This window comes from Sphaerisporangium rubeum (assembly GCF_014207705.1).
Taxonomy (GTDB): Bacteria; Actinomycetota; Actinomycetes; order Streptosporangiales; family Streptosporangiaceae; genus Sphaerisporangium; species Sphaerisporangium rubeum.
The window spans coordinates 1,219,667-1,243,446 of the sequence record NZ_JACHIU010000001.1; the positions used below are offsets into that span (position 1 = coordinate 1,219,667).

A 23,780-nucleotide genomic window follows, 5' to 3' on the forward strand; every position below is an offset into this window, starting at 1 on the left:
GCCGAGCTCAGGCACCTGCTGACGACCAGAGCGTGCATGCGAGCGGTCAAGGTACGGTTCGTCGATGGGTATGCCCCGATGCGCACCAGGTCTCTTGAGCGGTCGTGAGTGCATGAGGCAGGTCATGTAGTTGGCCGGAGAGTGTCCTGCCCATCGGGACGGGGATCGGGAGCGTCCGTTGGGGATGGAGTTGAGTGACGCCGTGGAGACACAACGGTCGTCGTAGTGTGGGGGCATGAGTCCGAAGATTGCGACGAACCACATGGTCACCCGGGAAGAGCTGCTCGACTTCGTTCGTGAGCGGCATCAGGCGATCCTGCTGACCTTGCGGAGGGATGGGATGCCGCAGGGGTCTCCCGTCACCTGTGGGGTGGATGGGGAGGGACGGATCGTGGTGTCGTCATACCCGGAGCGGGCCAAGGTGGTCAATGCTCGGCGGGAGCCGCGGGTGAGTGTGGTTGTGCTGTCGGATGACTTTGGTGGGGCCTGGGTGCAGGTGGATGGGATGGCTGAGGTGCTTGATATGCCGGAGGCTTTGGAGCCGTTGGTTGAGTACTTTCGGGTGATCTCGGGGGAGCATCCGGATTGGGACGACTATCGGGCTGCCATGGTGCGGCAGGGGAAGTCGTTGATTCGGGTTACGCCTACTCGTTGGGGGCCGGTGGCTACTGGGGGGTTTCCAGCTCGGTTGGGGTAGGGCCGGGTGGAGGTCTGAGGGGGAGGGACGTCAGGTCGGTAGGGTTGATTTCAGGCCGGTGAGGATGGTGTTCAGGGACTGGTCGAACTGGTCGGTGGGGTCTGTGGTGGAGAGGTAGTTCAGGGCCTGGGTGGTTCTTGGGTGGCGGGTGGGAGTTGTCGGGGAAGTTGGGGTGGCGTACGGGTTTTGGTCGGGTGGGTAGGGGTGGCCTTGTCTTGCTTGTTCTTCGATGGTGTGGCCGATTGTGTAGTGGAGGACCAGGGAGAGGGCTTGGGCTGACTTGTCGGGGGGGAAGCCGGCGTCTTCGAGGATGCGGAGCGTGGTTTCCAAATGGGTGGTTATGGCGGGGTGGGTGACGTAGGTGCCTGCTACCACCCTGGCGCCGTCTCGGTAGGTGAGGAGGGTGGTGCGGAGGGCCTGGGCCCAGGTGTGGAGCCAGGTCTGCCAGAAGGGGGTGCCCTTCTCGGGGGAGATGGTGTCCAAGGGGAGGGACTCGGTGGCTACCACGGAGATGATGGTGGCCATGGCGTCCAGGAGTTCTTGTTTGTTCTTGATGTGCCAGTAGAGGGCTGGGGCCTGGACGTTCAGGGACTTGGCGAGCAGGCGCATGGTCAGGCCCTCTAGGCCGGTTTCGTTGAGCAGGGTCAGGGCTGCTCGGGCTATGGCTTCGCGGTTGATCTTCATTGCTGGTGCTCCAGGTGGGTGGGGTGTGCGGTTGACAGCTTAACGGTGTTCGGGTAATCCTTAACGACGTTAGAGTTTAACGGCGTTAAGGAGGCTGTCGTGGAGGCAGAGGTCGTTGTCGTCGGGGGTGGGCCCACGGGGCTCATGCTGGCCTGTGAGCTGCGGCTCGCGGGGGTGGATGTGCTGGTGCTGGAGCGGCGGGGGTCGCGGGAGACGGGGGAGTCGCGGGCCGGGGGGATGCACGCGCGGACCATGGAGGTGCTCGATCAGCGGGGGTGGCTGGCGCCGTTCCTGGCGCAGGGACGGGCCATGCCGGGGGCTCACTTCTCGGCGTTGCCGCTGGATCTGAGCGGGTTCGCAACGCGATATCCCTATCTGTTGATGCTGCTTCAGACGCGGATCGAGAAGTTGCTGGAGGAGCGCGCGCTGGAACTCGGGGTTCGTCTTCGGCGGCCGGTGGAGGTCGTCGGGCTGCGGCAGGACGACGGTGGGGTGGACGTGCAGGTGGTGTACGGAGAGAGGCAGGACGACGGGGGGAGTGTGCAGGGGGAGGCTGGGGGGATCGATTCGCGGAGGCACGAAGGGGAGTGGATCCGAGGTCGCTATCTGGTGGGGTGCGACGGGGGGAGGAGTGCGGTGCGGAAGCTGGCGGGGGTGGGGTTTTCGGGGACCGAGGCGACGCTGACAGCGCTGCTGGGGGATGTGGAGCTGGCGGAGCCGCCTGCGTGGCCGATGTTCCAGGAGCGGTATGAGCACGGGACGGTGGGGGTGCTGAGTTTCGAGCCGGGGTGGTATCGGGTGATCACCACGGAGTACGACCGGGTGGCTCGGCGGGATGAGCCGGTGACGTTGGAGACGCTGCGGCAGGCCTGTCTGAAGATCGCGGGGACGGACTTCGGGATGCGCCGGCCGCGGTGGTTGTCGCGGTTCGGGGACGCGGCGCGGCAGGTGGATCGGTACCGGGTGGGGAGGGTGCTCCTGGCGGGGGACGCGGCGCACGTGCACTTTCCCGCGGGGGGTCAGGGGCTCAATCTGGGGGTGCAGGACGCGGTGAACCTGGGGTGGAAGCTGGCGGCGGTGGTGCGGGGGGAGGTGTCCGACGGGCTGCTGGACACCTATCACGCGGAACGGCATCCGGTGGGGGCTCGGGTTCTGCACAACACGCGGGCCCAGTCGGCGTTGTCGCGGCCGGACGCGCAGACGGGTGCGTTGCGGGAGCTGATGGCGGACGTCCTGCGGGCCGGGGAGGTGAACGATCTGCTCGGGGGGATGGTGTCGGCGCTGGACGTGCGGTACCCGAGCGCGGGGCATGTGCTCGCGGGGTGCCGGATGCCGGATGTCGATCTGCTCCGGGGGGAGGGGGGTGCGCCGGAGCCGGCGTTCGCGTTGCTGCGGTCGGGTCGGGGGGTGGTGCTCGATCTCGGGGGGCTCGGTGATGTGGACGTGGCCGGGTGGGGTGACCGGGTCGAGCTGGTGCGGGCCAGGGGGACGGCGCGGACGTGGGGGATTCCCGGGGTGGGACGGGTGGCGGCGCCGGGGGCTGTCCTGATCCGGCCGGACGGACACATCGCGTGGGCCGCGGACGGGACGGTGACGGACGTCGAAGGGCTTCGGGAGGCGCTGACGGTGTGGTTCGGTGCGCCGGTGAGTGTCATGGCCGGATGAGGACGAGGGGTCGCGGACGCCGGGGCTTCTCGTTGGTCCGGCCGCGTGGTTCGGTGGCCGGGTGGGGTGGTGGACGTCCGGTCGCGTGACGGCCTTGGAGGGAAGGCGGCGGACGTCCAGGCTGCTTGCGGGTCTATTGACGGGGTCGAATCGGGGATCTACGATCCGTCAGAACTAATAGGAAACTTTCCTATGAAATGCACCCCTTCACAGTGGAGATGGCCGTGCGACGACCCTTCCTGCATCTTCTTACGGCGGCGGTGCTGGCCGCCGGACTCGGCGCGGTGGCCGTTCCGGCTCAGGCGTCGGCCGGCCCGAGCGACGGGGGTGACCGGTTCAAGCGGGTCGCCTACTTCATCCAGTGGGGAATCTACGGACGGAACTACCACGTCAGGGATATGGACGTGAGTGGTGCGGCCAAGAAGCTCACGCACGTCAACTACGCGTTCGGGAACGTCGGGGCGGAGGGGACGTGTGTCTCGTTCGACGCCTGGGCCGACTGGCAGCGGCCGGTACCCGCCGAGCAGAGTGTGGACGGGGTCGCGGACGCTCCGGGTCAGGCGCTGAACGGGAACCTCAACCAGCTCAAGAAGCTCAAGGCCAAGTATCCGAAGCTCAAGGTGCTGATCTCGCTCGGCGGATGGACGGGGTCGAAGAACTTCTCGGACGCGGTGCTGACGGCCGAGGCGCGCGGCAGGCTGGCGGCGTCCTGTGTGGATCTCTGGCTGAAGGGGAACCTGCCGGGGCTTCCCGCGGGGGCCGGCGCGGGGGTGTTTGACGGGATCGACCTGGACTGGGAGTGGCCGGGGTCGGACGGGGACGTCGGCAACGTCATCAGGCCGGAGGACAAGCGGAACTTCACGTTGTTCGTGACCGAGCTGCGGCGGCAGATGCGGGCCTTCGACGCCAAGGCGCAGCTCACTGCGTTCCTGCCGGCCGCCGAGGCGAAGATCGACGCGGGGTTCGAGGTGCGGCAGGTGTTCGGTCAGCTCGACTTCGCCACCGTGCAGGGGTATGACCTGCACGGCACGTGGGAGAGCCGTACGGGGCACAACGGGAACCTGTTCACCGATCGCAGGGATCCGAATCCGGTGAGGTACAGCGTGGACGCGACGGTGAAGGCGTATCTCACGCGGGGAGCGCCGGCGAAGAAGATCGTCGTGGGGGTGCCGGCGTACGGTCAGGGCTGGACCGGGGTGGGGCCGGTGGCGCATGGGCTGTACCAGGCGGCGGCGGGGCCGGCGCCGGGGACGTGGGCCGCGGGGAACGAGGACTACAAGGTGCTCGCCGGCAAGCCGGGCCGGCGTTACCACGACGTGCTGACCGGCACGCAGTGGCTGTACGACGGTAACGAGTTCTGGTCGTACGACGACCCGGCGACCCTGGTGGCCAAGGCGGCGTACATCAGGTTGCACGGGCTCGGTGGGTCGATGATGTGGTCGATCGACGGGGACGACGGCAAGGCGTCGCTCACATCGGCCCTGTACAGCGTGCTGCGCTGACGGATTTCGCGAGGTGTGGCCCGCCGGGCCGGACGAGCCGGCGGGCCACACCTCGTTTCCCGAAAGGTTGAGAAGGGTTTGGGACGGGCAGTGCGGGCTATGGGCAGGTGGTAGGAAAGCACGCAAGGGGGGAAGAGTGGGGACTCCCTGGGGTGGAACGGTCAGCGTGGTCATCGCCACCAGGGACCGGCGCACGGAACTGCTGAGGACGCTGAAGCGGCTGACGGATCTTCCGGAACGGCCGCATGTGATCGTGGTGGACAACGGCTCGCTGGACGGGACTCCGGACGATGTGGCGGAGCGGTTCCCCGGCGTCGAGCTGATCAGGCTGGGACGCAATCACGGCGCCGCCGCGCGCAATGTCGGGGTACAGGCGGCCACCACGCCGTATGTGGCGTTCTGTGATGACGACTCCTGGTGGGAGCCGGGGTCGCTGGACAAGGCGGCGATGCTCTTCGACGCCGAGCCGCGGCTCGGGTTGATCGCGGCGCGGCTGCTGGTGGGACGTGCGCGTGCGTCGGATCCGGTCAACGACGACCTCGGTGACGGGTCGCCGGTGATGGGGTTCCTGGCGTGCGGCGCGATCGTGCGGCGGCAGGCGTTCCTTGAGGCCGGCGGGTTCAACGACCTGCTGTTCTTCGCCGGTGAGGAGCAGCTCGTGGCGTACGACCTGGCGGCGCTCGGGTGGGAGCGCAGGTATGTGCCGGAGGTGGTGGCGGTGCACGAGCCCTCGAAGCGGCGTCCGGTGGCGTCCGGCAGGCGGCGGCTGGAGCTGCGCAACGCGTTGCTGACGGCGTGGTTGCGGCGGCCCGGCCGGGTCGCGCTGCGGGAGACGCTACGGGTCGCGGGCCGTATGTGGGCCGATCCGGACGCGCGGTCGGCGATGCTGAGCGCGCTCAGGCGACTGCCGCACGCGATCTCGGCGCGACGGCGCCTGCCTGGAGAGGTCGAGTCGGAGGTGCGGCGCGCGGAGACGGCCGGCCGGGACGGCGGATAGCGGGTCTGGCCAGGGGGGGTGTCAGGTTTTCCCTGGTCAGGTGGATTATGGGGACATGGAGCATTCGGGGGACGGCTGCGTGTTCTGCGAGGTGGCTTCCGGAACGGCGGAGGTCAGCCTGGTGTGGCAGGACGACGGCCTCATGGTGGTGATGGACTCTCATCCGGTGAATCCCGGCCACACGCTGGTGGTGGTGCGGCGGCACGGGTCCTCGCTCGAGGACCTGGACGACCAGCTCGGCGCGCGGCTGTGGTGTACGGCGCGGCGGGTGGCGCGGGGGTTGCGGCGTTGCGGGTTGCGGTGCGACGCGGTGAACATGCTGCTTGAGGACGTCGAGGGTTCTCATGCGCACATGCATGTGTTCCCGAGGTTCGCCGACGACGACTTCGTGATCGACGCGGACTGCGAGCCGAGGGAGCGCAGGCTGCTGGACCGTGAGGCGTGGTTGCTGCGGGAGGCCATGTCCTCGATAGGGCCGCGACTACCGATACGTGGATGAATGCGTATTTTGTGGGGTTTCTTTGGGCTGTAAGAAGATAACGGGTGAGAGTGGCTATACGTGAGGTTGATGACTCGTTATCGGTACATACCTCTTTGAGGGGTGCTCCGGGGTTATTATCAGGCCCAGTTCCCCGCGATCAAGCGGGGCCTTCGATCGGAGCAAGGATGGGCGAGGTGTCCGAGCACGGCGAGGGTTGGGACTGGGCGAAGCCGAAGACCGATCCGCTTCCCCCGGAGATCGACACGACGAAGCCCAGCATCGCCAGGGTCTACGACTGGTTCCTCGGTGGGAAGGACAATTTCGCCATCGACCGCCAGGTCGCCGAGATGGCGCTGAAGATCTCCCCCGGCGCCAAGGAGGCCGGCCAGCAGAACCGTGAGTTCCTGCAGCGGGTCGTGTACCACATGGCGGCCGAGGCGGGGGTCAGGCAGTTCATCGACATCGGTTCCGGCCTTCCCACCCAGGGCAACGTGCACCAGGTGGCGCAGCAGGTGGACCCCGCGGCCAAGGTCGTCTACGTCGACAACGACCCCATGGTGCTGGTCCACGGACGAGCGCTGCTCGCGACCAACGGCAGCACGACGGTCATCCAGGCCGACGCGCGTGAGCCGCAGGCGATCCTGGACCACGAGCAGGTGCGCGACTTCATCGACTTCAGCCAGCCGGTGGGGCTGCTGCTGCTGAGCATCCTGCACCACCTGAACGACGCCGAGGACCCGAAGGGGGTGGCCGCCACGCTGCGCGCGCCGCTGGTGTCCGGCAGCTTCGTGGCGGTGTCGCACTTCTGCAACCCCGGTGACGTGGACCCCGCGGCGTCCCAGCAGGCCGCGACGGTCGAGAAGGTCTTCAACGAGAACCTCGGCACCGGCCGCTGGCGCACCCGCGAGGAGATCACCGAGTACTTCGGCGACTTCGAGGTCCTCGAACCGGGACTCGTGCCGCTTCCCGAGTGGCGTGCCGAGCCGGACCTCGCGGTCAGGAACGCGCTGCTGTACCACACGTACTACGGCGGACTGGCGCGTAAGGCCTAGCCGCCGATCCGCAGCACCGCTGCGCCGTTCACCCGGTCGGCCGCCAGGTCCGCGAGGGCCTCGTCGGCGCGGTCGAACGGGTACGGCGTCGTGGTGACGGCCGGCGGGTGCCGGACGGCCAGGCCGAGGAAGGCCTGGCCGTCGGCGCGGGTGTTGGCGGTGACGCTGCGCAGGGTGCGTTCGTAGAACAGGTCGCTTTCGTAGTTCAGCACCGGGATGTCGCTGAGGTGGATGCCGGCGACGGCCAGCGTGCCGCCGCGGTCCAGGGCCCGCAGTGCCACCGGCACGAGGTCGCCTACCGGTGCGAACAGGACGGCGGCGTCCAGCGGCTCGGGTGGGGAGTCGTCGGCGTCGCCGGCCGAGGCGGCGCCGAGTTCGAGCGCCAGCTCACGGGCCTTGGCCGAACGGGTGAGCACGTGCACCGTGGCGCCTTGCGCCATCGCGACCTGCGCGGTGAGGTGCGCGGAGGCGCCGAAGCCGTACACGCCGAGCCGGCCGCCTCGCGGAAGGTCGGCGCGCACCAAGGCGCGGTAGCCGATGATGCCGGCGCACAGCAAAGGGGCCAGCGCGTCGGCGGGGCCCTCCGGCAGCGGGTAGACGTAGTCCTCGCGCGCGGTGACGAACTCGGCGTAGCCGCCGTCGACGTCCCAGCCGGTGTACCGCGAGTAAGGACACAGGTTCTCGGTGCCGCGCCGGCAGTACCGGCACTCGCCGCACGTGGAGTGCAGCCACGGCACGCCGACGCGCGTGCCGAGCGGAAGCCGGGTGCCGAGGCCGTGCGCGACCACGCGGCCCACCACCTCGTGGCCGGGTACGGTGCCGCGACGGCGCGGCGGCAGGTCGCCTTCGGCCAGGTGCAGGTCGGTGCGGCAGACCGCGCACACCTCGACCCTCACCAGCACCTCACCCGCCTCGGGGCCGGGGACGGGGAGCCGTACCCGCTTGAGGGGGCCGGTGCGCATGGGGCCGGGGTCGGTCACGACCCACGCGGTCATCGTGTCCGCCATGACTCCATGATCACACGGGCCGGGTCACAGGGGACGGATACCCCACCGGTGGCCGGTCCGCGTCCCCGGCGCGATCCTGATGACGTCCTCACCGGTGCGGAAGGCGTTCGGGGGACAGCTCATCGGCTCGACCGCGAGGCCCGCGCGGCGGTACGGCCCCGGCAGCGCGTCGCCGGTGAAGAGCTGGAGCCAGCGGACCCCCTCGCCGGCCCACAGCTCCACGCCGTGCGACCCGCCGGTGAGGCGGACCCGCACCACCCCGTCGGGGCCGGGGGTGAGGCCGGTGAACGCCGTGTCCAGGGCCGTGCCGCCGACGGGCCGCGGGGTGCGGAAGTCGTACGGCGTGCCGTCGACGTCGTGGCCCGCGACGGGGATCTTGCGTTCGTCCACCGACAGCCACCGGGACGCCGGCAGCTCCAGCACGGCGTCGTCCACCGGGCCGCCGAGGGTGAGGTAGGGGTGCGCGCCGAAGCCGTACGGCGCGTCGGAGCCGCCGAGGTTGTGCGCGTCGAACTCCACGGTCAGGCCGGACGGGTCCAGGGTGTAGGTCACCCCGAGGTCCAGGATGTGCGGGTAGCCGGGCTGGGGGAACAGCCGCAGGCCGAGCCGGATCGACGACTCCTCGTGGGTCTCGGCGCGCCACGGCAGGGTGCGGGTCAGGCCGTGCGAGGCGTTGCCGAACTTCGGCTCGGTGATCGCCAGTTGCCGGGTCTGGCCGTCGAAGTCGTATTTCCCGTCCTCGATGCGGTTCGGCCACGGCAGCAGCGGCAGGCCCGCCGAGCCGAACGGCGTCTCGCTCTCGCCGTACCCGAGGACAAGGGGCCGTCCCTCGTGGGTGAGCTCACGCAGACCCGCTCCGACCTCGGTGACCACGGCACGCAGGCCGCCGGCCGTGATGGTGTGCTGTGTGCCGGTAGGCGCGATGATCGTCATCAGGCAATTCAACACCACAGGGTCCGGACGAACGTTCCAGGTTACCCGGCGTCGATGTGGATAGATCACCATCCGGGGACGATGCCGGACCTAGGGGGACCTACGCGATCACATGTGGGGCGGTGCTGGGGTGACCGATGTGGGGGGACGGGTGTTCACCTGGAAGGAGCACGGCTGGAGGCGACGTGGACGCGATGACGACGCGAGCGCTGGGTGACGAGGGCGGGGAGCCGCAGGAGCCCGGGGAGCGGGCCAAGCTGTCGAGGCTGCGTGACTCGCTGGAGCGGCTCGGCATGCGGGCCGACCTGCACGAGGAGATGCCGGCCCTGACGGTGCGCTGCCCCGGCGCCGGGCCGCCGGTGTGGGTGTTCGTCGGGTACGGCGGGGGCTACTTCTCGTGGCAGTCCGCCGAGAAGCGGCACCCGGTGGGGGACGTGCCGGGGGCCGCCGTGGCGCTCGCCGAGTACGTCACCGGCAGAGTGTTCTGAACCGGTCCTGATGGCGTCCGTCCCTGACGCCGTCGCCGGCCGGGACGCGACTGAACAGGACACGGTCATCCCGGTCGGCGACCTGTGTGAACGTCATCGGCCACAAGTTGTCCACAGGTCACTCGCGAGCCCCGGCGTAACTCTCGCGGTCCTCATAGAATCGGCCGGTGAGCACCCCCGAGGACGATTTCCCGTTTCCCGACTGGGACGACGCTCCGCTGCCGGAGGAGTCGTGGCAGGCGGACGACGACTGGCACGACGACGGCCCGGCGGCCACACCGGCCGCGCTCTCCGGGCCGGGGGTGTACGAAGAGCTGTTCGGCGGCCGGGACGCGCCGCGTGACGCCATCGGGGTGCTGCGGCGGGTCTTCGGCTACAGCGACTTCCGCGGCAGCCAGCAGGAGATCATCGACCACCTGGTGGACGGCGGGGACGCGCTGGTGCTCATGCCGACCGGTGGCGGCAAGTCGCTGTGCTACCAGATCCCCGCGCTGGTGCGGCAAGGCACCGGGGTGGTGGTGTCGCCGCTCATCGCGCTCATGCAGGACCAGGTCGACGCGCTGAACGCCGTCGGGGTGCGGGCCGGGTTCCTCAACTCCACGCAGGACCCCGAGACGCGGCGGGTCGTCGAGGCCGCGTTCGTCGCCGGAGAGCTCGACCTGCTGTACCTCGCGCCGGAGCGGCTGCGCACCGAGGCGACGGCGCGCATGCTTGACCGGGGTGAGGTGTCGCTGTTCGCCATCGACGAGGCGCACTGCGTGGCGCAGTGGGGCCACGACTTCCGGCCCGACTACCTGGCGCTGTCCGCGCTGCACGAGCGCTGGCCCGCGGTGCCGCGGGTCGCGCTGACGGCCACCGCGACCGAGGCGACCCGGGCCGAGATCGCGACCCGGCTCAAGCTGGAGGACGCACGCCACTTCGTCGCCGATTTCGACCGGCCCAACATCCAGTACCGCATCGTCCCCAAGAACGAGCCGAAGCGGCAGCTTCTGAAACTGCTGCGCACCGAGCACGAGGGGGACGCCGGCATCGTCTACTGCCTGTCGCGCACCTCGGTCGACAAGACGGCGCAGTTCCTGGTGGACAACGGCATCCAGGCCCTGCCGTACCACGCCGGCCTCGACGCCGCCACGCGCGCCGCCAACCAGTCGCGTTTCCTGCGTGAGGACGGCATCGTGATGGTGGCCACCATCGCGTTCGGCATGGGGGTCGACAAACCCGACGTGCGTTTCGTCGCACACCTCGACCTGCCGAGGTCCGTCGAGGGCTACTACCAGGAGACCGGCCGCGCCGGCCGCGACGGTCTGCCGTCCACCGCGTGGCTGGCGTACGGCCTGCAGGACGTCGTGCAGCAGCGGCGGCTCATCGACACCTCCGAAGGCGACGCCGCGCACCGCCGCCGCCTCGCCGTCCACCTGGACGCCATGCTGGCCCTGTGCGAGACCGTCGAGTGCCGCAGAGCCGGCCTGCTGGCCTACTTCGGCCAGAAAGTCGAAGGTTCCTGCGGCAACTGCGACACGTGCCTGAACCCGCCGAAGTCGTGGGACGGCACGATCGCCGCGCAGAAACTGCTGTCCACCATCTGGCGCCTCCACCACGAACGCCGCCAGAAGTTCGGCGCCGGCCAGATCATCGACATCTTGCTCGGCCGCCTCACCCCCAAGGTCACCCAGTTCGGCCACGACAAACTCACCGTCTTCGGCGTCGGCACCGACCTCACCGAAGCCCAATGGCGCGCGACCGTCCGCCAGCTCCTCTCCCAAGGCCTCCTCGGCGTGGAAGGCGACTACGGCACGCTGATCCTCACCGACGCCAGCCAGGAAGTCCTCGGCCGCCGCCGCCAGGTGATGCTCCGCCAGGACCCCGACCGCCTCCCCGCCACCTCCAGATCCGACTCCTCCCGTCCCCGCGCCACCGAGCCCTCCCACACCGACCGATCCACCCCGTCCTCTCCCAAACCCCGCCGCGCTCCGGTGGAGCTCCCCGAGCACGCCGTCCCCGTGTTCGAACGCCTCCGCGCCTGGCGCGCCGCCATGGCCCGCGAGCAGAGCGTCCCCGCGTACGTCATCTTCCACGACGCCACCCTCCGCGAGATCGCCGCCGCCGCACCCACCTCGCTCGCCGCTCTGAGCGAGGTCAACGGCGTCGGCGAAGCCAAACTGGCCAAGTACGGTGAGCAGATCCTCACCCTGCTGGCCGGCGAGGAACCCGAGGAGACCCCGGAGAACGCCTAGGGTGGCCGCCACCGGCGTTCGGCCGGCGTGGGTGCACGGAGTGGGGGTAGCAACACGGCATGGCCGATAAATCGGGGCAGCATGAGGCCGTGGTCAGGGTGCTGCTTGATCGATACGGACGGACGTACGCTGAGGAGGCGGGGGTCGGCCTCGCCGACCGTCCTGCGGCGTTGTACCGGCTGCTGGTGGTGGCGACGTTGCTGAGCGCGCGCATCTCGTCCGACATCGCGGTGGCGGCGGCGCGCGAGCTGTTCGAGGCGGGGTACGGCACGCCGGACGGCATGGCGGGGTCCGGGTGGCAGGACCGGGTGGACGCGCTCGGACGGGGACATTACCGGCGGTACGACGAGCGGACCGCGACCATGCTGGGGGACGGGGCCGCGCTGCTCAACGAGCGCTGGCACGGCGATCTGCGGGAACTGCGGGACGAGGGCCGGGGGGACGCCGACGCGATCAGGGGGTTGCTGACGGCTTTCCCCGGGATCGGTCCGGTGGGGGCCGACATCTTCCTGCGTGAGGTGCAGGGGGTATGGCCCCAGGTCGCGCCGTACCTGGACAGGAAGGTCCTCGACGGGGCCCGCCGACTCGGCCTGCCGCACCGCCCCGAGACCCTCGCGGCCCTGGCGGCCCGCGCCTGCTCCGACAAGTGCCTGGCCAGATTCACCGCCGCGCTGGTCCGCGTCGCACTGGACAAGCAGGCCGCCGAGAACGTGAAAGAAGAGGCCGCCGCTCAAACCGCGTCGGGGTCCTGAAGGGCCGGCGGCGCTCAGCCGGTGATTACTGAAAGTTTCGCGTCCTCCAGGCTTCCGGGTCGGTGGGACGGTCCTGACAACGCAGGTCAGATGCGAGGCGGTCTCTCTGTGGGGAGGGACGTCGTTGCTGGGGTGGATGTCCGATATATACGGTGCGTGAATTCGGGCAACTGACGGAGTGGCGACCATTCAGATCGGCCGGGGAGTTCACGATGCGGAAACGCTTGACCTTGATACTCGCGTTCTGGGCCTCGGTCGTCACCGCGGTCGTGGTGCTGGTCAACCCGCAGTCGGCGGGTGCGTTGATCGGTGGGTTCGACTACGGCCGCGTGCAGCAGGTCGCGTCGGGGCTCACTGTGCCGTGGGGGATGGCGTTCCTGCCGGACGGGAGCGCGCTGGTCGGTGAGCGCAACTCCGGACGCGTTCTGCAGATACGGCCGGGGTCGGCGGCCACGGCGGTGGCGACCGTGTCCGGGGTCGTGGCGCAGGGGGAGGCGGGGCTGCTCGGGCTCGCGGTGTCGCCGACGTACGCGAGTGACCAGTGGGTGTACGCCTACTACACCGCGGCCAGTGACAACCGGCTGATCCGGTTCCGGCTGAGCGCGCCGGGGTCGCCGCAGGTGCTGCTGACGGGGGTGCCGAAGGCGAGCAACCACGACGGTGGCCGGCTGGCGTTCGGGCCGGACGGCATGCTGTACCTCAGCACCGGTGACGCGGCGAACACGGCGAACGCGCAGAACGTCAACTCCCTGGCCGGCAAGATCCTGCGGATGACGCCGACCGGCGGGGTGCCGTCCGGCAACCCGTTCGCGAACTCGCTGGTGTACAGCTACGGTCACCGCAACCCGCAGGGGCTGGCCTGGGACGCGCAGGGCCGCATGTACGCGGCCGAGTTCGGCCAGAACACCTACGACGAGGTCAACCAGATCGTCGCGGGTGGCAACTACGGCTGGCCGACCTGTGAGGGCCGCTGCAACAACGCGCAATTCCGCGACCCCATCGTGATCTGGACGACCGCCGAGGCGTCCCCGAGCGGCCTGGCGTACGCCAACAACACGCTGTTCGTCGGCGCGCTGCGCGGCACCCGCCTGTGGACGGTCCCGCTGAACGGCTCAGGCGGCGCCGGCACCCCGGTGGCCGAGCTGCAGGGCCAGTACGGCCGCATCCGGTCCGTCGCGGTCGGCCCCGACGGCTGGCTGTGGCTGACCACGAGCAACCGCGACGGCCGTGGCCAGCCGGTCGCCGCCGACGACCGCGTCCTGCGCATCCCCCCGACCGGCGTGCAGCCCACCCCGACGCCGACCCCCACGGTGACGCCGACCGTGACCCCGACGGTCACCCCCACCGTGACCCCCACTGTGACCCCCACTGTGACCCCCACTGTGACGCCGACGACCGGCCGTGGCTGCGCCGCGACCTACCGGGTGGTCAACCAGTGGAACAACGGCTTCCAGGCCGACGTGACCGTGCGCAACAGCGGCACGGCCGCCATCACCTCCTGGACCGTCACGTTCACCTTCCCCAACGGCCAGACCATCAGCCAGCTGTGGAGCGGCACCTTCACCCAGTCCGGCGGCAACGTGACGATCCGCCCCGCCAACTGGAACGCGAACCTGGCACCCGGCACCTCCACCACGCTGGGCTTCAACGGCACCTTCTCCGGTAGCACCAACGGGGTGCCTGCCAACGTGACCTGCACCGCCGCGTAGGACCCCGCGGGACACCCCCCGAAAGGGCCGCGGGTGCGTCGAGCTCCTGACCAGCTCCGCACCCGCGGCCCACTCATGCCGGGAACCGGTGAGAGCAGGGCTTGACTTCATGCGCGGATTGCCCCTAATCGTGGCCGCATGAACAACGGAGATCTCGCGAGGACCGGCCCATGAACGTCCTGGAACGTCTGCTGCTGTCGGGGACGGTCGAGGAGTGCGAGCCGCTCACCCCGCGCATGCGGCGGGTGCGGATCGCCGGTCCGGCGCTGCGTGGGCTCGACTGGGTGCCGGGACAGCACGTCCGGCTCAAAGTGGGGGACGTGTTGTCCACGCGTGCCGTGCTGAGCGGGTTTCGTGATGTGTTGCGCAGCTACTCGGTCTGGCGGTACGACCCGGCCGGCGCGCTGGACGTGTGCGTGCTCGATCACGAGGCGGCCGGGCCCGGAGCACGGTGGGGACGGCAGGCCGCCGCCGGTCAGCGCGTGATGCTGACCAGGCCGGAGGGACGGCTGGTGCTGCGCGACGGTTCGCCGTACCACCTGTTTGCAGGGGACGAGACGGCGGCGCCGGCGTTCGGCGCCATGTTGCGGACCCTGCCGGAGGGAGAGCGTGTGTTCGGCGCCGTCGCCGTGGCGGACGAACGGCCGCCGGTCCCGCGCTCCGGTGAGCTGACCTGGGTGAGCCGGGACGAGACGCCGGACGGGCCGGCCGGTGTGGTCCGCGAGCTGCCGCTGCCTGCGGAACCCGGCACGGCCTACGTCGCGGGTGAGGCGGCGATTTGCCGGGACGTGCTGCGGCACCTGGTGCGCGAGCGGGGCTGGCCGCGCGCGGCGGTACGGGTGAAGGCGTTCTGGTCACCAGGGAAGAAGGGGATGGACTGACCGGCCGTGTCGTCGTACCCGCCTGGCAAGGTTGACCCTGACACCGTGTGAGGTCGTAGACCAGGGACGTCATGTACAACATCGGAGATTTCGCTCGCATCGGGCGGGTGTCGGTGCGCATGTTGCGGCACTACGACACCCTCGGCCTGCTCCACCCCGCGCGGGTGGACCCGGTCAACGGGTACCGCTACTACGAGGCCGCGCAGTTGTCGCGGCTCAACCGGCTGATCGCGCTGAAGGAGCTCGGCCTCACCCTTCAGCAGGTGGGGCTGATCCTCACCGACAAGGTCGGCACGGAGGAGCTGCACGGCATGCTGCGGTTGCGCCGTGCGGAGCTGGCGGCGCAGGTCGAGGCCGGCAACCAGCGGCTGGCCCGGGTCGAGGCGAGACTCCGGCTGATCGAGACGGAGGGTGTCGTGTCGACCGACATCGTGATCAAGAGTGTCCCGGCGGTGCGGCTCGCCGAGCTGAGCGCGGTCGCCGAGAGTTACGCGGCCGAGCACATCGGGCCGGTGATCCAGCCGCTGTACCCGGAGCTGATGAGCCGGATCGAGGCAGCCGGCCTCGCCATCACCGGCCCGAGCGTCGCCTACTACGAGCAGACCGGCGACGGCGTCCGCGTCCACGCGGGCTTCCCCGTCAACCTCGACCCCGTGAAGGAGTACGACTTCGACATCGCCGACCTGCCTCCCATCGAGCGGGCCGCCACCACGATCCACCACGGCCCGATGCACGACGTCGACGTCACCATGCAGCAACTCGCCAAGTGGATCGAGGAGAACGGTTACCGGAGCACCGGCTTCGCGCGTGAGGTCTACATCCAGTACGGCCACGGCGACCCGGCGGACTGGGTGACCGAGCTGCAGGAACCCGTCACCGGGCCCGCGTAGCCCTGACGTCAGCGGTACTCCTCCTGCTTCTCCACGATGCCGCGCACGTCCAGCGCGACATGGGCCTGCACGCCGCCGGGAAGGGTGGTGGCGACGGCGCGCCAGGTGCCGTGGTCGTCGGGACGGAGCTGGAGGTCGGCGCCGAGGAAGACGACGACACCCGCCGCCGCGAGGGCTTGGAGACGGGGGAGCCAGGCCGGCGGCGGGCCGTCGTTGACGAAACGGGTGAACCCGTCGAGCCAGGGGTCGCCGTGGGTGTCCCCCAAGGTGTCGCGCAGGGTGCGGGCCGCGACGGCGAGGGCCAGGTCGGCGCTGTGCGCCTGGTCGGTGCGGCGGGTGAGGTCGGCGTCGAGGTAGCCGTGCATCCAGCGGCGCAGGGCAGCCGTGTCGCCGAACTTGATGCCGTCGAGTGGCCGGTCCACACGGCTCAGGTTGAGGCGGTCGGCGAAGCGCGGCACGGCCCGGCGGATCAGTGCGCGCATCTCCTTGCCGTCCCACTCCTCGGCGGCGTACGCGGCGGCGAACTCGTCCCACGTCGTGCGGACGCGGCGGGGATGACCGTTGATCAGCTCGTGGTAGTAGGCGTACGCCAGGTCCTTGGCCACGTGGGGCCACACCTCGCGCCGCCACCGGGAGACCCGGCGCGGCAGCTTCCTGGGGGTGGCGAACCTCGGCGCCGGCACCGGGCCGGCCGCGAGCGGGTAGGGGATGGCGGCGCGGTACGGCACACCGCGGCCGGACCCGAGGAGGACGACCGGCTCGCCGCCGCCTGGCAGGTACGCCACCCGGCCGTGGCCGTCACGGGTGAACGCGCCGCCGCGTCCTTCGGTGAGCACCGCGAGCAGGCGGGGGAGTCCGGTCCCCATGCCGCGGACGATCACGGGCTGCCCGGCGGGCACCCGCTCGGGGGTGAGTTCCAGTGCCGGACGGTCGAGAACCTTCACCATGGCAGCCTCCCGCGCCTATTTACCTATATACAAGGTAGGAATTACCTGAATAACTGTCAACGCCGATCAGGGCATGTGTATCGCCTCTGGGGTTGCGGCGTCCGGTGATTGACAGCTAAAACCGAGTTTTCCTACCGTGTACGTGGGTTAGTGAGCGCGCAGGGGTGGGATGACACACGTGATCGGCTCCGAGCGGACCCACACCCCGCACGACCCGGTGCGCTGGAAGATCCAGCACATCGGCAGCTACACGCTCAACGGCACCCGTCCGCCGAGACACGGAGTCATCTGATGAAGTTCCACTGGTTCCTGCCGACCAACGGCGACAGCCGTACCATCGTCGGCGGCGGCCACGGGCTCGCCGCCGGCGCCTCGGGCCGGGACCGTCCGCCGACCCGCCGCTACCTCGGCCAGATCGCGCAGGCCGCCGAGGACCTCGGCTTCGACGGCGCGCTCACCCCCACCGGCTCCTGGTGCGAGGACGCGTGGCTCACCACGGCGTTCCTGGTGTCCACCACAGAACGGCTGAAGTTCCTCGTCGCGTTCCGGCCCGGCTTCGTCAGCCCCACGCTGGCCGCGCAGATGGCCGCCACCTACCAGTGGCAGTCGGAAGGCAGGCTCCTGCTGAACGTCGTCACCGGCGGCGAGACCCACGAGCAGCGCGCCTACGGCGACTTCCTCGGCAAGGACGAACGCTACGAGCGCACCGCCGAGTTCCTGCACGTCGTCCGCGGCCTGTGGCGGGGGGAGACCGTCACCTACGAAGGCAGGCACGTGCATGTGGAGAACGCACGCCTGGCCCGGCTCCCCGACCCGGTGCCGCCGCTGTACTTCGGCGGCTCCTCGGCCGCGGCGGGCCCGGTGGCGGCCAAGCACACCGACGTGTACCTGACCTGGGGAGAGCCGCCGGACGCGGTCGCCGAGAAGATCAGGTGGATCCTCGGCCTCGCCGCCGACGAGGGCCGCGCCATGCGGTTCGGCATCCGCCTGCACGTCATCACCCGCGACACCTCCGAGGAGGCCTGGGCCCAGGCGGACAAGCTGCTCGACGGCATCGACCCCGCCACCGTGCGGAAGGTCCAGGCGGGCCTGCGCCGCAGCGAGTCCGAGGGCCAGCGCCGCATGCTCGACCTGCACGGCGGCTCACGCGACGGCCTGGAGGTCGCCCCCAACCTGTGGGCCGGCGTCGGCCTGGTGCGCGGCGGCGCGGGAACGGCCCTGGTCGGCAGCCACGAGGAGGTCGCCGACCGCATCGCCGAGTACCACGAGCTCGGCATCTCCGAATTCGTCCTGTCCGGCTACCCCCACCTGGAGGAGGCGTACTGGTTCGGCGAAGGTGTGCTCCCCCTGCTGGAGGAACGCGGCCTGTGGGCCCACCCGGCCCGCCCCACCTCGCGACGACCGGCACTCGTGCCGTTCGCGGCGTCCTGAACCGGTCGTGCCGTCGATGCCGAGCACGACCCAGGCAGGATCGGTCATCGGCTCAGTACCTCCACGAAGTCGGCGACGAAACGTGGTGCGTCGACCGCGGTGACGACACGGGTGGGTGGCGCCGGGGTGGAGGGGAACGCCGGCGGCAGCCCGTCGTGGGTGCGCATCAGCCGCGCGCGGCTCGTGAACCGGTGGCCGACGACGTTCACCGGCCCGTCGACCCACGCCGTGGCGAACGACGGGTCCAGCAGCACACCGGCGGCCAGCGGGTCGTGCAGCGGGATGATCCCGCGGCCCCATTCGTGCCGGTAGAAGTCCAGGTAGGCGTCGAGGATCTCGGTGGCGAACGTGCTCACCGGCGTGCCGGCCGCGCGCAGCGCGCCGACGGTAGCGGGTGAACAGCTCCGGATCGAGGCGCAGCGCCTCGGCCAGGTTGGTCAGCGGCCCGAGCGCCAGCAGGTCCAGCTCACCGGGCTGTTCCCGGCCGAGGCGCACCAGCAGCCCGGCGGCGCTCTCACCGGTGACGGCCGGCAGCGGACGGTCGTGGCCGAGGTCGCCGAGACCGTCCCGGCCGTGCGCGGTGCTCACGATGAGCGGCGGCCCCGACAGCGGCGCCGCGGCGCCGCGTGCCACCGGCACGTCCAGCCCGAGCAGCGCCGTCACGTACCCGATGTTGCGCACCGCGTCCTCCTCGGCGCAGTTGCCGAACACCGACGTGACGGCGGCGATCTCGGCGTCCGGCCTCCCGGCCAGGTAGAGCAGGGTGTGCGCGTCGTCGATCCCGGTGTCGGTGTCGACGACGACGCGCCTGACCTCGGTCATACGGCCTCTTCCGCATCTTCTTGTGGCCGGTCGCGCGGGCCTCGTACCCGAGCGAGGTGCCCCACCGGACAGATCGTCAATCGGCCCGCGCAACATCGTGACAGCGGCCTGACAACATCGCGGTGCTTGCCTGTCTCCTGTGGCCCCCCGCCGTGGGGAGGTCCGGAGAACCAGGAGAGACGACCGTGTCCGACAAGAAGATCATCGCTGTGGTCGGTGCCACCGGAAGCCAGGGTGGCGGCGTGGCTCGCGCCGTACTCGGAGACCCGGCCTCGGGGTTCGCCGTGCGAGCGCTCACCCGCGACCCCGGGTCTGAGGCCGCGCGGGAGCTCGCGGCGCGCGGTGCGCAGGTCGTGGCCGCCGACCTGGACGACCCCGGCAGCCTGCGTGCCGCGCTGGACGGCGCGCACGGCGCGTTCTTCGTCACCGACTTCTGGGCCCACCTGTCGGTGGAGCGCGAGCAGGCGCAGGCACGCGCGCTGGCGCGGGCCGCGGCGGACGCCGGGGTGCGGCACGCCGTGTGGTCCACCTTGCCGGACACGCGGGTGGACATACCGCTGGACGACGACCGCCTGCCTGTGCTGGCCGGCCGGTACACCACGCCGCACTTCGACGGGAAGGCCGAGGCGAACGGCTTCTTCACCGACGCCGGGGTGCCGACGACATTCCTCGAGACGACGTTCTACTTCGAGAACCTCCTCGGCCCGATGGCCCCGGTCCGCCAGGACGACGGCACGCTCGCCGTGACCCTGCCGATGGCCGGTCACCGGATCGCCGGCATCGCCACCGAGGACATCGGCCGGGTCGCCTACGGCGTTCTCAAGCACCCCGAGCTGATCGGACGGACCGTCGCCGTCTCCGGCGACCACCTCACCGGCGCGGAGATCGCCGCGCACCTCACCGAGGCGCTCGGCGAGCCGGTGGCCTACCGGCCCCAGTCCCTCGCGGATTTCCGCGCGGTCGCGGGGGACGAGTTCGCCAACACCTTCGGGTACTACCAGTTCGCGGAGCAGACCATCCTCGCCGCGCGGGACTTCGCCGCGATCCGTGCGCTCGACCCCGACCTGGAGGACTTCCCGGCCTGGCTGGCGCGCAACAAGGACCGCTTCGGCTCCTGACGGGAGGTCAGCCGGCCATGGTGAGCCGGGCCAGGGCCGCCGCGCGGTCCTCGGCGGTGTCCTCGGCGAGGGCCCGCCGGACGCCGAAGATCCGCACCGGATCAAGGAGGCGGTACGTCCCGAGGCGGACGATCTCGATCAGATGCAGGTCGGCCAGGGCCTCGAGCAGGTCCTCGGCCGCGGACGGCGGCAGGTCCAGCAGCGCGGCGGCTTCGGCGAGGGACACCGGCCGGTCACCCGCGAGCGCCGTCAGCCGGAGCGTGCGCGCCTGCGCGGCGGTGAGCATGCCGTACACCGACAGGTACGGCACGTCGATCGCCGTGCACTCGGGAAGCCGCGGCTCGATCAGCCCGATGCGCCGCTCGGCCACGGCGAGCGACCACTGCGGCCGGGCCACCAGCCGGGTCCCGAACAGCCGGATCGGCAACGGCTGGCCGGACGTCTTGGTCACCAGCCTGCGCGCCACGTCCGGTTCGGCCGCGACGCGCTCGGCCCCCGCGATCCGTTCGAGCAACGCCAGCCCCTCGGCTTCGGTCAGGCCGTCCACGGTGCGCCAGTCGACGCCGCCGACCTCGTACCACCGGCGCCTCGCGGTGAGGACCACGGCCCCCGCTCCCGGCAGCAGCATCCTGAGCTGCTCGGCCGTCCGCACGTCGTCCAGGACCACGAGCACCCTGCGGCCCGACGTCATGCTGCGCCACAGCGCCACCCGGTCGCGCGCCGAGGCCGGCACGTCGGCGGCCCCGAACGACGCGAGCAACCCGCCGAGCACCTCGGCGGGTTCCGGCCCGTCCCCGAGTTCCACGAAGAACCGGCCGTCGGGGAACAGGTCCGCCGCCATGTGCGCGGCCCGCACCGCCGTGGCCGTCTTCCCCACCCCGGCGAGACCCGTGAGTCCGACCACCGGGACACCCGGGCCGGTCAGCGCCGCCACCACCTGGCGCAGCAGGTCCTCCCGTCCCACGAAGTCCGTCAGGTCAGCCGGCAACTGCGCGGGCCTGCACCCGGCGCCGGTGGCCACCGCGACCGGCTCGCCGGCCGCCGCGTCCCCGGCGAGGACCCGCCGCTGCATCTCACGCAGCCCCGGACCGGGGTCCAGGCCGAGCTCCCGCGACAGCAGCCGCCGTGTCTCGTCGAACACCCCGAGAGCCTCCGCCTGCCTGCCGGACCGGTACAGGGCCAGCATCAGCAGCTCACGGACCCGTTCGCGGTACGGATGCTCGGCGGCCATCGCGGCCAGCCCCGCCGCCGCGTCCACGTGCCGTCCGAGGTCGATGTCGGCGGCGAACAGATCCTCGGCCGCCGACAACCGCAGTTCCACCAGCCGTGTGCGTTCCGCCTCGGCGTGGTCCCCCCGCAGCCCGGCCAGCGGCGTGCCGCTCCACAGCGCCAGCGCCTCACGCAGCGCCGCGGACTGCGCGGCCACGTCCCCGGCCCGCCGCGCGTCCCGCGCCACGGACAGTCGTTCCTCGAACACCGTCCGGTCGATCTGCGCGCCGCGGGCCCGCAGCACGTACCCCCCGCCGGCCGCCTCGATCACGGCCGGCGCGCGGCCACCCGCCGGGTCGAGCACGCGCCGCAACCGCGAGACCTGCGACCTGATCACCTGAGCGGCCGACCGCGGCGGGTCGTCACCCCAGATCGCGTCCACCAGCTCGTCCCCCGGCACGGGCCTGCCGCCGTGCAGCAGCAACGCGGCCAGCAGCGCACGCCGCTGCGGCGCGCCGAGATCGAGCTCCGCGCCGTCCCGCCACGCGCGCACCGGCCCGAGCACCTCGAACCTCAGCTCCGCATCACGCACGCTCTGTCCCATGTCGTACACAACCGTATGAGCTGCTGGAATTCATCCGGCACGCTCGGACGCCTTGTCGTCGGCCGCCGCGAGGCGGGTGGCGCGCAGAGTGAGGTGGCGTTGTTCCGGCACGGTGGTGGCGCGGCGCGCGGCCTCGCGGTAGGTGGGGGCCGCCGCGGGGTCGCCGGACAGTTCCAGCAGGAAGGCGCGGGTGGCGAGCAGGCGGTGGTGGCGTGCCATGCGGGGGTCGGACTCCAAGGTGGCGAGCAGGGCCAGGCCCTCGGCGGGGCCGCGGACCTTGGCGACGGCGACGGCGCGGTTCAGGGTGACCATCGGGCCGGGGGCCGCGTGTTCCAGGAGCTCGTACAAGGCGAGGATCTGCGGCCAGTCGGTGGAGTCCACGTCCTTGGCCTCGTCGTGGACCGCGGCGATCGCGGCCTGCAACTGGTAGGGGCCGACCGCTCCTTTCGGCAGGGTCTCGGTGACGAGGGTGACGCCTTCGGTGATGAGGGCCTGGTCCCACCGGTCGCGGTCCTGCTCCTCCAGCGGCACCAGGGAGCCGTCGCGGCCGGTGCGCGCGGGTCTGCGCGCGTCGGTGAGGAGCATCAGGGCCAGCAGGCCCGCCACCTCGCCGTCACCGGGGAGCAGGCGGCGCAGCAGGCGGGTGAGACGGATCGCCTCGTCCGACAGGCGCGGCGCGGTGAGATCGGTGCCGGTGCTGGCGGTGTAGCCCTCGTTGAAGATCAGGTACAGCACGTGCAGCACGGCGAGCAGGCGTTCCCCTCGCTCGGCGGCCTCCGGCATCGTGAACGCGGCGCCGCCGGCCCTGATGGTCTGCTTGGCCCGGCTGATCCGCTGCGCCATCGTGGCCTCCGGCACCATGAAGGCCGCCGCGATCTGCGCGGTGGTGAGGCCGCCGACCGCGCGCAGCGTCAGCGCGATCCGGCTCGGCGAGGACAACGAGGGGTGGCAGCACAGGAACAGCAGGGTCAGCGTCTCGTCGCCGCCGACGTCCGGCTCCGCGGGTGTCTCCAGTAACGCCGACTGGGGGGTGGCCGCGAGGAGGGCCGTCTCTCTGCGGCGCCGCGCCGAGTCGCTGCGGAACTCGTCGAGCAGCCGGCGCGTGGCGACGGTCAGCAGCCACCCACGCGGGTTCTCCGGCAACCCCGTCGCCGGCCAGCGGGTCGCCGCGGCGAGCAGTGCCTCCTGCGTGGCGTCCTCACACGCGTCGAACTGGTCGTACCGGCGGGCCAGGGCCCCGAGGACCTGCGGCGCGAGCTCACGCAGCAGGTCCTCGACGCCGTCGCTCACGGGACCGCCGGGGCCTCGTGCAGGATCGGCCACAACTCGACCGGGTCGCGGTCGGCCCACGGCATGTCCGCCGCCATCTCCAGCGCGCGCTCCTCGCTCTCGACGTCGAGCAGGTAGAAGCTCGCGACGTACTCCTTGGTCTCCAGGTACGGCCCGTCGGTGACGGCCGGCGCGCCGCCTTCGCGCCGCACCAGCCGCGCGTTCACCGCGTCCGCCAGGCCGTAGGCGCCGATGAGCTCACCGGTCTCCTGGTACTTGCGGTTCCACGCGTCCTGCTTGGCGATCTCCTCCGGCCACGTCTCCTGCGGCACCTCGCCCCACTTCTCCTGGTTCCCGTAGATCATCAGGAGGTACTTCATCTCGGCACTTCCCTTCCCGAGCGCACCC

23 protein-coding genes and 1 pseudogene are annotated in these 23,780 nt (G+C 70.9%); 15 read left to right on the forward strand and 9 right to left on the reverse strand.

Going from position 1 to position 23,780, the window contains the following annotated elements:
• Positions 1-235: 235 nt before the first annotated feature.
• Entirely contained in the window at positions 236-697 is a 462-nt protein-coding gene (locus BJ992_RS05105; RefSeq protein WP_184978778.1) for a PPOX class F420-dependent oxidoreductase, read from the forward strand.
• A gap of 30 nt (positions 698-727) precedes the next feature.
• On the opposite strand, the gene BJ992_RS05110 is transcribed toward BJ992_RS05105, so the two are convergent.
• The gene (locus tag BJ992_RS05110; protein WP_184978779.1) at positions 728-1,381 is read right to left on the reverse strand and encodes a TetR/AcrR family transcriptional regulator C-terminal domain-containing protein; all 654 of its coding nucleotides are present in this window, start codon (positions 1,379-1,381) and stop codon (positions 728-730) included.
• 99 nt (positions 1,382-1,480) lie between these two features.
• On the opposite strand from BJ992_RS05110, the gene BJ992_RS05115 reads away from it, so the two are divergent.
• From BJ992_RS05115 to BJ992_RS05135, 5 genes are all read left to right on the forward strand, one after another.
• Positions 1,481-3,046: an FAD-dependent oxidoreductase gene (locus BJ992_RS05115; RefSeq protein WP_343072504.1), complete on the forward strand. Its 1,566-nt coding sequence runs from the start codon at positions 1,481-1,483 to the stop codon at positions 3,044-3,046.
• A 224-nt stretch (positions 3,047-3,270) separates the two neighbouring features.
• A complete protein-coding gene (locus BJ992_RS05120; RefSeq protein ID WP_425503642.1) occupies positions 3,271-4,548 on the forward strand; it encodes a glycoside hydrolase family 18 protein in 1,278 nt (425 codons plus the stop codon).
• Between the two features lie 136 nt (positions 4,549-4,684).
• Positions 4,685-5,545 carry a glycosyltransferase gene (locus tag BJ992_RS05125; protein ID WP_184978781.1) on the forward strand — a complete coding sequence of 287 codons (861 nt, stop codon included), beginning with the start codon at positions 4,685-4,687 and terminating at the stop codon, positions 5,543-5,545.
• A 55-nt stretch (positions 5,546-5,600) separates the two neighbouring features.
• A complete protein-coding gene (locus tag BJ992_RS05130; protein WP_184978782.1) occupies positions 5,601-6,044 on the forward strand; it encodes an HIT family protein in 444 nt (147 codons plus the stop codon).
• Between the two features lie 176 nt (positions 6,045-6,220).
• Positions 6,221-7,078, forward strand: coding sequence for an SAM-dependent methyltransferase (locus tag BJ992_RS05135; RefSeq protein ID WP_343072505.1), 858 nt, complete (start codon positions 6,221-6,223; stop codon positions 7,076-7,078).
• Here BJ992_RS05135 and BJ992_RS05140 read toward each other — a convergent pair.
• Together BJ992_RS05140 and BJ992_RS05145 are read right to left on the reverse strand one after the other, a co-directional pair.
• Complete coding sequence (locus tag BJ992_RS05140; RefSeq protein WP_246496524.1) at positions 7,075-8,085, reverse strand: zinc-dependent alcohol dehydrogenase family protein; 1,011 nt, start codon at positions 8,083-8,085, stop codon at positions 7,075-7,077. The genes BJ992_RS05135 and BJ992_RS05140 overlap by 4 nt on opposite strands.
• A 24-nt stretch (positions 8,086-8,109) precedes the next feature.
• Positions 8,110-9,018 (reverse strand): aldose 1-epimerase family protein, encoded by a 909-nt coding sequence (locus tag BJ992_RS05145; RefSeq protein ID WP_221474695.1) that lies wholly within the window; start codon positions 9,016-9,018, stop codon positions 8,110-8,112.
• Positions 9,019-9,203: 185 nt separating this feature from the next.
• On the opposite strand from BJ992_RS05145, the gene BJ992_RS05150 reads away from it, so the two are divergent.
• From BJ992_RS05150 to BJ992_RS05175, 6 genes are all read left to right on the forward strand, one after another.
• Positions 9,204-9,506, forward strand: a complete 303-nt coding sequence (locus BJ992_RS05150; protein WP_184978784.1) for a hypothetical protein — start codon at positions 9,204-9,206, stop codon at positions 9,504-9,506.
• Positions 9,507-9,808: 302 nt separating this feature from the next.
• On the forward strand, positions 9,809-11,740 hold the full coding sequence (gene recQ, locus BJ992_RS05155) for a DNA helicase RecQ (protein WP_425503721.1): 1,932 nt from the start codon (positions 9,809-9,811) through the stop codon (positions 11,738-11,740).
• Between the two features lie 59 nt (positions 11,741-11,799).
• Entirely contained in the window at positions 11,800-12,492 is a 693-nt protein-coding gene (locus tag BJ992_RS05160) for an HhH-GDP family DNA glycosylase (protein WP_184978785.1), read from the forward strand.
• 212 nt (positions 12,493-12,704) lie between these two features.
• The gene (locus tag BJ992_RS05165; RefSeq protein ID WP_184978786.1) at positions 12,705-14,201 is read left to right on the forward strand and encodes a PQQ-dependent sugar dehydrogenase; all 1,497 of its coding nucleotides are present in this window, start codon (positions 12,705-12,707) and stop codon (positions 14,199-14,201) included.
• A gap of 170 nt (positions 14,202-14,371) precedes the next feature.
• Entirely contained in the window at positions 14,372-15,082 is a 711-nt protein-coding gene (locus tag BJ992_RS05170; protein ID WP_184978787.1) for a siderophore-interacting protein, read from the forward strand.
• Between the two features lie 71 nt (positions 15,083-15,153).
• Positions 15,154-15,972 (forward strand): MerR family transcriptional regulator, encoded by an 819-nt coding sequence (locus tag BJ992_RS05175; protein WP_184978788.1) that lies wholly within the window; start codon positions 15,154-15,156, stop codon positions 15,970-15,972.
• A gap of 8 nt (positions 15,973-15,980) precedes the next feature.
• Here the strand turns inward: BJ992_RS05175 and BJ992_RS05180 are convergent, their stop codons facing one another.
• A complete protein-coding gene (locus BJ992_RS05180) occupies positions 15,981-16,919 on the reverse strand; it encodes a hypothetical protein (RefSeq protein ID WP_184978789.1) in 939 nt (312 codons plus the stop codon).
• A gap of 169 nt (positions 16,920-17,088) precedes the next feature.
• Here BJ992_RS05180 and BJ992_RS33635 point away from each other — a divergent pair, with 169 nt between their 5' ends.
• Both BJ992_RS33635 and BJ992_RS05185 read left to right on the forward strand, forming a co-directional pair.
• On the forward strand, positions 17,089-17,211 hold the full coding sequence (locus BJ992_RS33635; RefSeq protein WP_281390305.1) for a hypothetical protein: 123 nt from the start codon (positions 17,089-17,091) through the stop codon (positions 17,209-17,211).
• Complete coding sequence (locus tag BJ992_RS05185) at positions 17,211-18,350, forward strand: LLM class flavin-dependent oxidoreductase (RefSeq protein WP_184978790.1); 1,140 nt, start codon at positions 17,211-17,213, stop codon at positions 18,348-18,350. The genes BJ992_RS33635 and BJ992_RS05185 overlap by 1 nt, the downstream gene beginning before the upstream one ends.
• A gap of 44 nt (positions 18,351-18,394) precedes the next feature.
• Here the strand turns inward: BJ992_RS05185 and BJ992_RS05190 are convergent, their stop codons facing one another.
• Both BJ992_RS05190 and BJ992_RS34505 read right to left on the reverse strand, forming a co-directional pair.
• Positions 18,395-18,706 (reverse strand): nucleoside hydrolase, encoded by a 312-nt coding sequence (locus BJ992_RS05190; protein ID WP_184978791.1) that lies wholly within the window; start codon positions 18,704-18,706, stop codon positions 18,395-18,397.
• Positions 18,707-18,794: 88 nt separating this feature from the next.
• Positions 18,795-19,268 (reverse strand): annotated as a pseudogene (locus BJ992_RS34505) (nucleoside hydrolase); the annotation flags it as partial.
• A gap of 89 nt (positions 19,269-19,357) precedes the next feature.
• Here BJ992_RS34505 and BJ992_RS05200 point away from each other — a divergent pair.
• Positions 19,358-20,290 carry an NmrA family NAD(P)-binding protein gene (locus tag BJ992_RS05200; RefSeq protein ID WP_184978792.1) on the forward strand — a complete coding sequence of 311 codons (933 nt, stop codon included), beginning with the start codon at positions 19,358-19,360 and terminating at the stop codon, positions 20,288-20,290.
• A gap of 7 nt (positions 20,291-20,297) precedes the next feature.
• On the opposite strand, the gene BJ992_RS05205 is transcribed toward BJ992_RS05200, so the two are convergent.
• The 3 genes from BJ992_RS05205 to BJ992_RS05215 are packed head-to-tail and all read right to left on the reverse strand — an operon-like array spanning position 20,298 to position 23,752.
• Entirely contained in the window at positions 20,298-22,091 is a 1,794-nt protein-coding gene (locus BJ992_RS05205) for a BTAD domain-containing putative transcriptional regulator (RefSeq protein ID WP_184978793.1), read from the reverse strand.
• A gap of 42 nt (positions 22,092-22,133) precedes the next feature.
• Entirely contained in the window at positions 22,134-23,393 is a 1,260-nt protein-coding gene (locus BJ992_RS05210; protein WP_184978794.1) for a DUF6596 domain-containing protein, read from the reverse strand.
• Positions 23,390-23,752, reverse strand: coding sequence for a YciI family protein (locus BJ992_RS05215; protein ID WP_184978795.1), 363 nt, complete (start codon positions 23,750-23,752; stop codon positions 23,390-23,392). The genes BJ992_RS05210 and BJ992_RS05215 overlap by 4 nt, the downstream gene beginning before the upstream one ends.
• Positions 23,753-23,780: the final 28 nt, after the last annotated feature.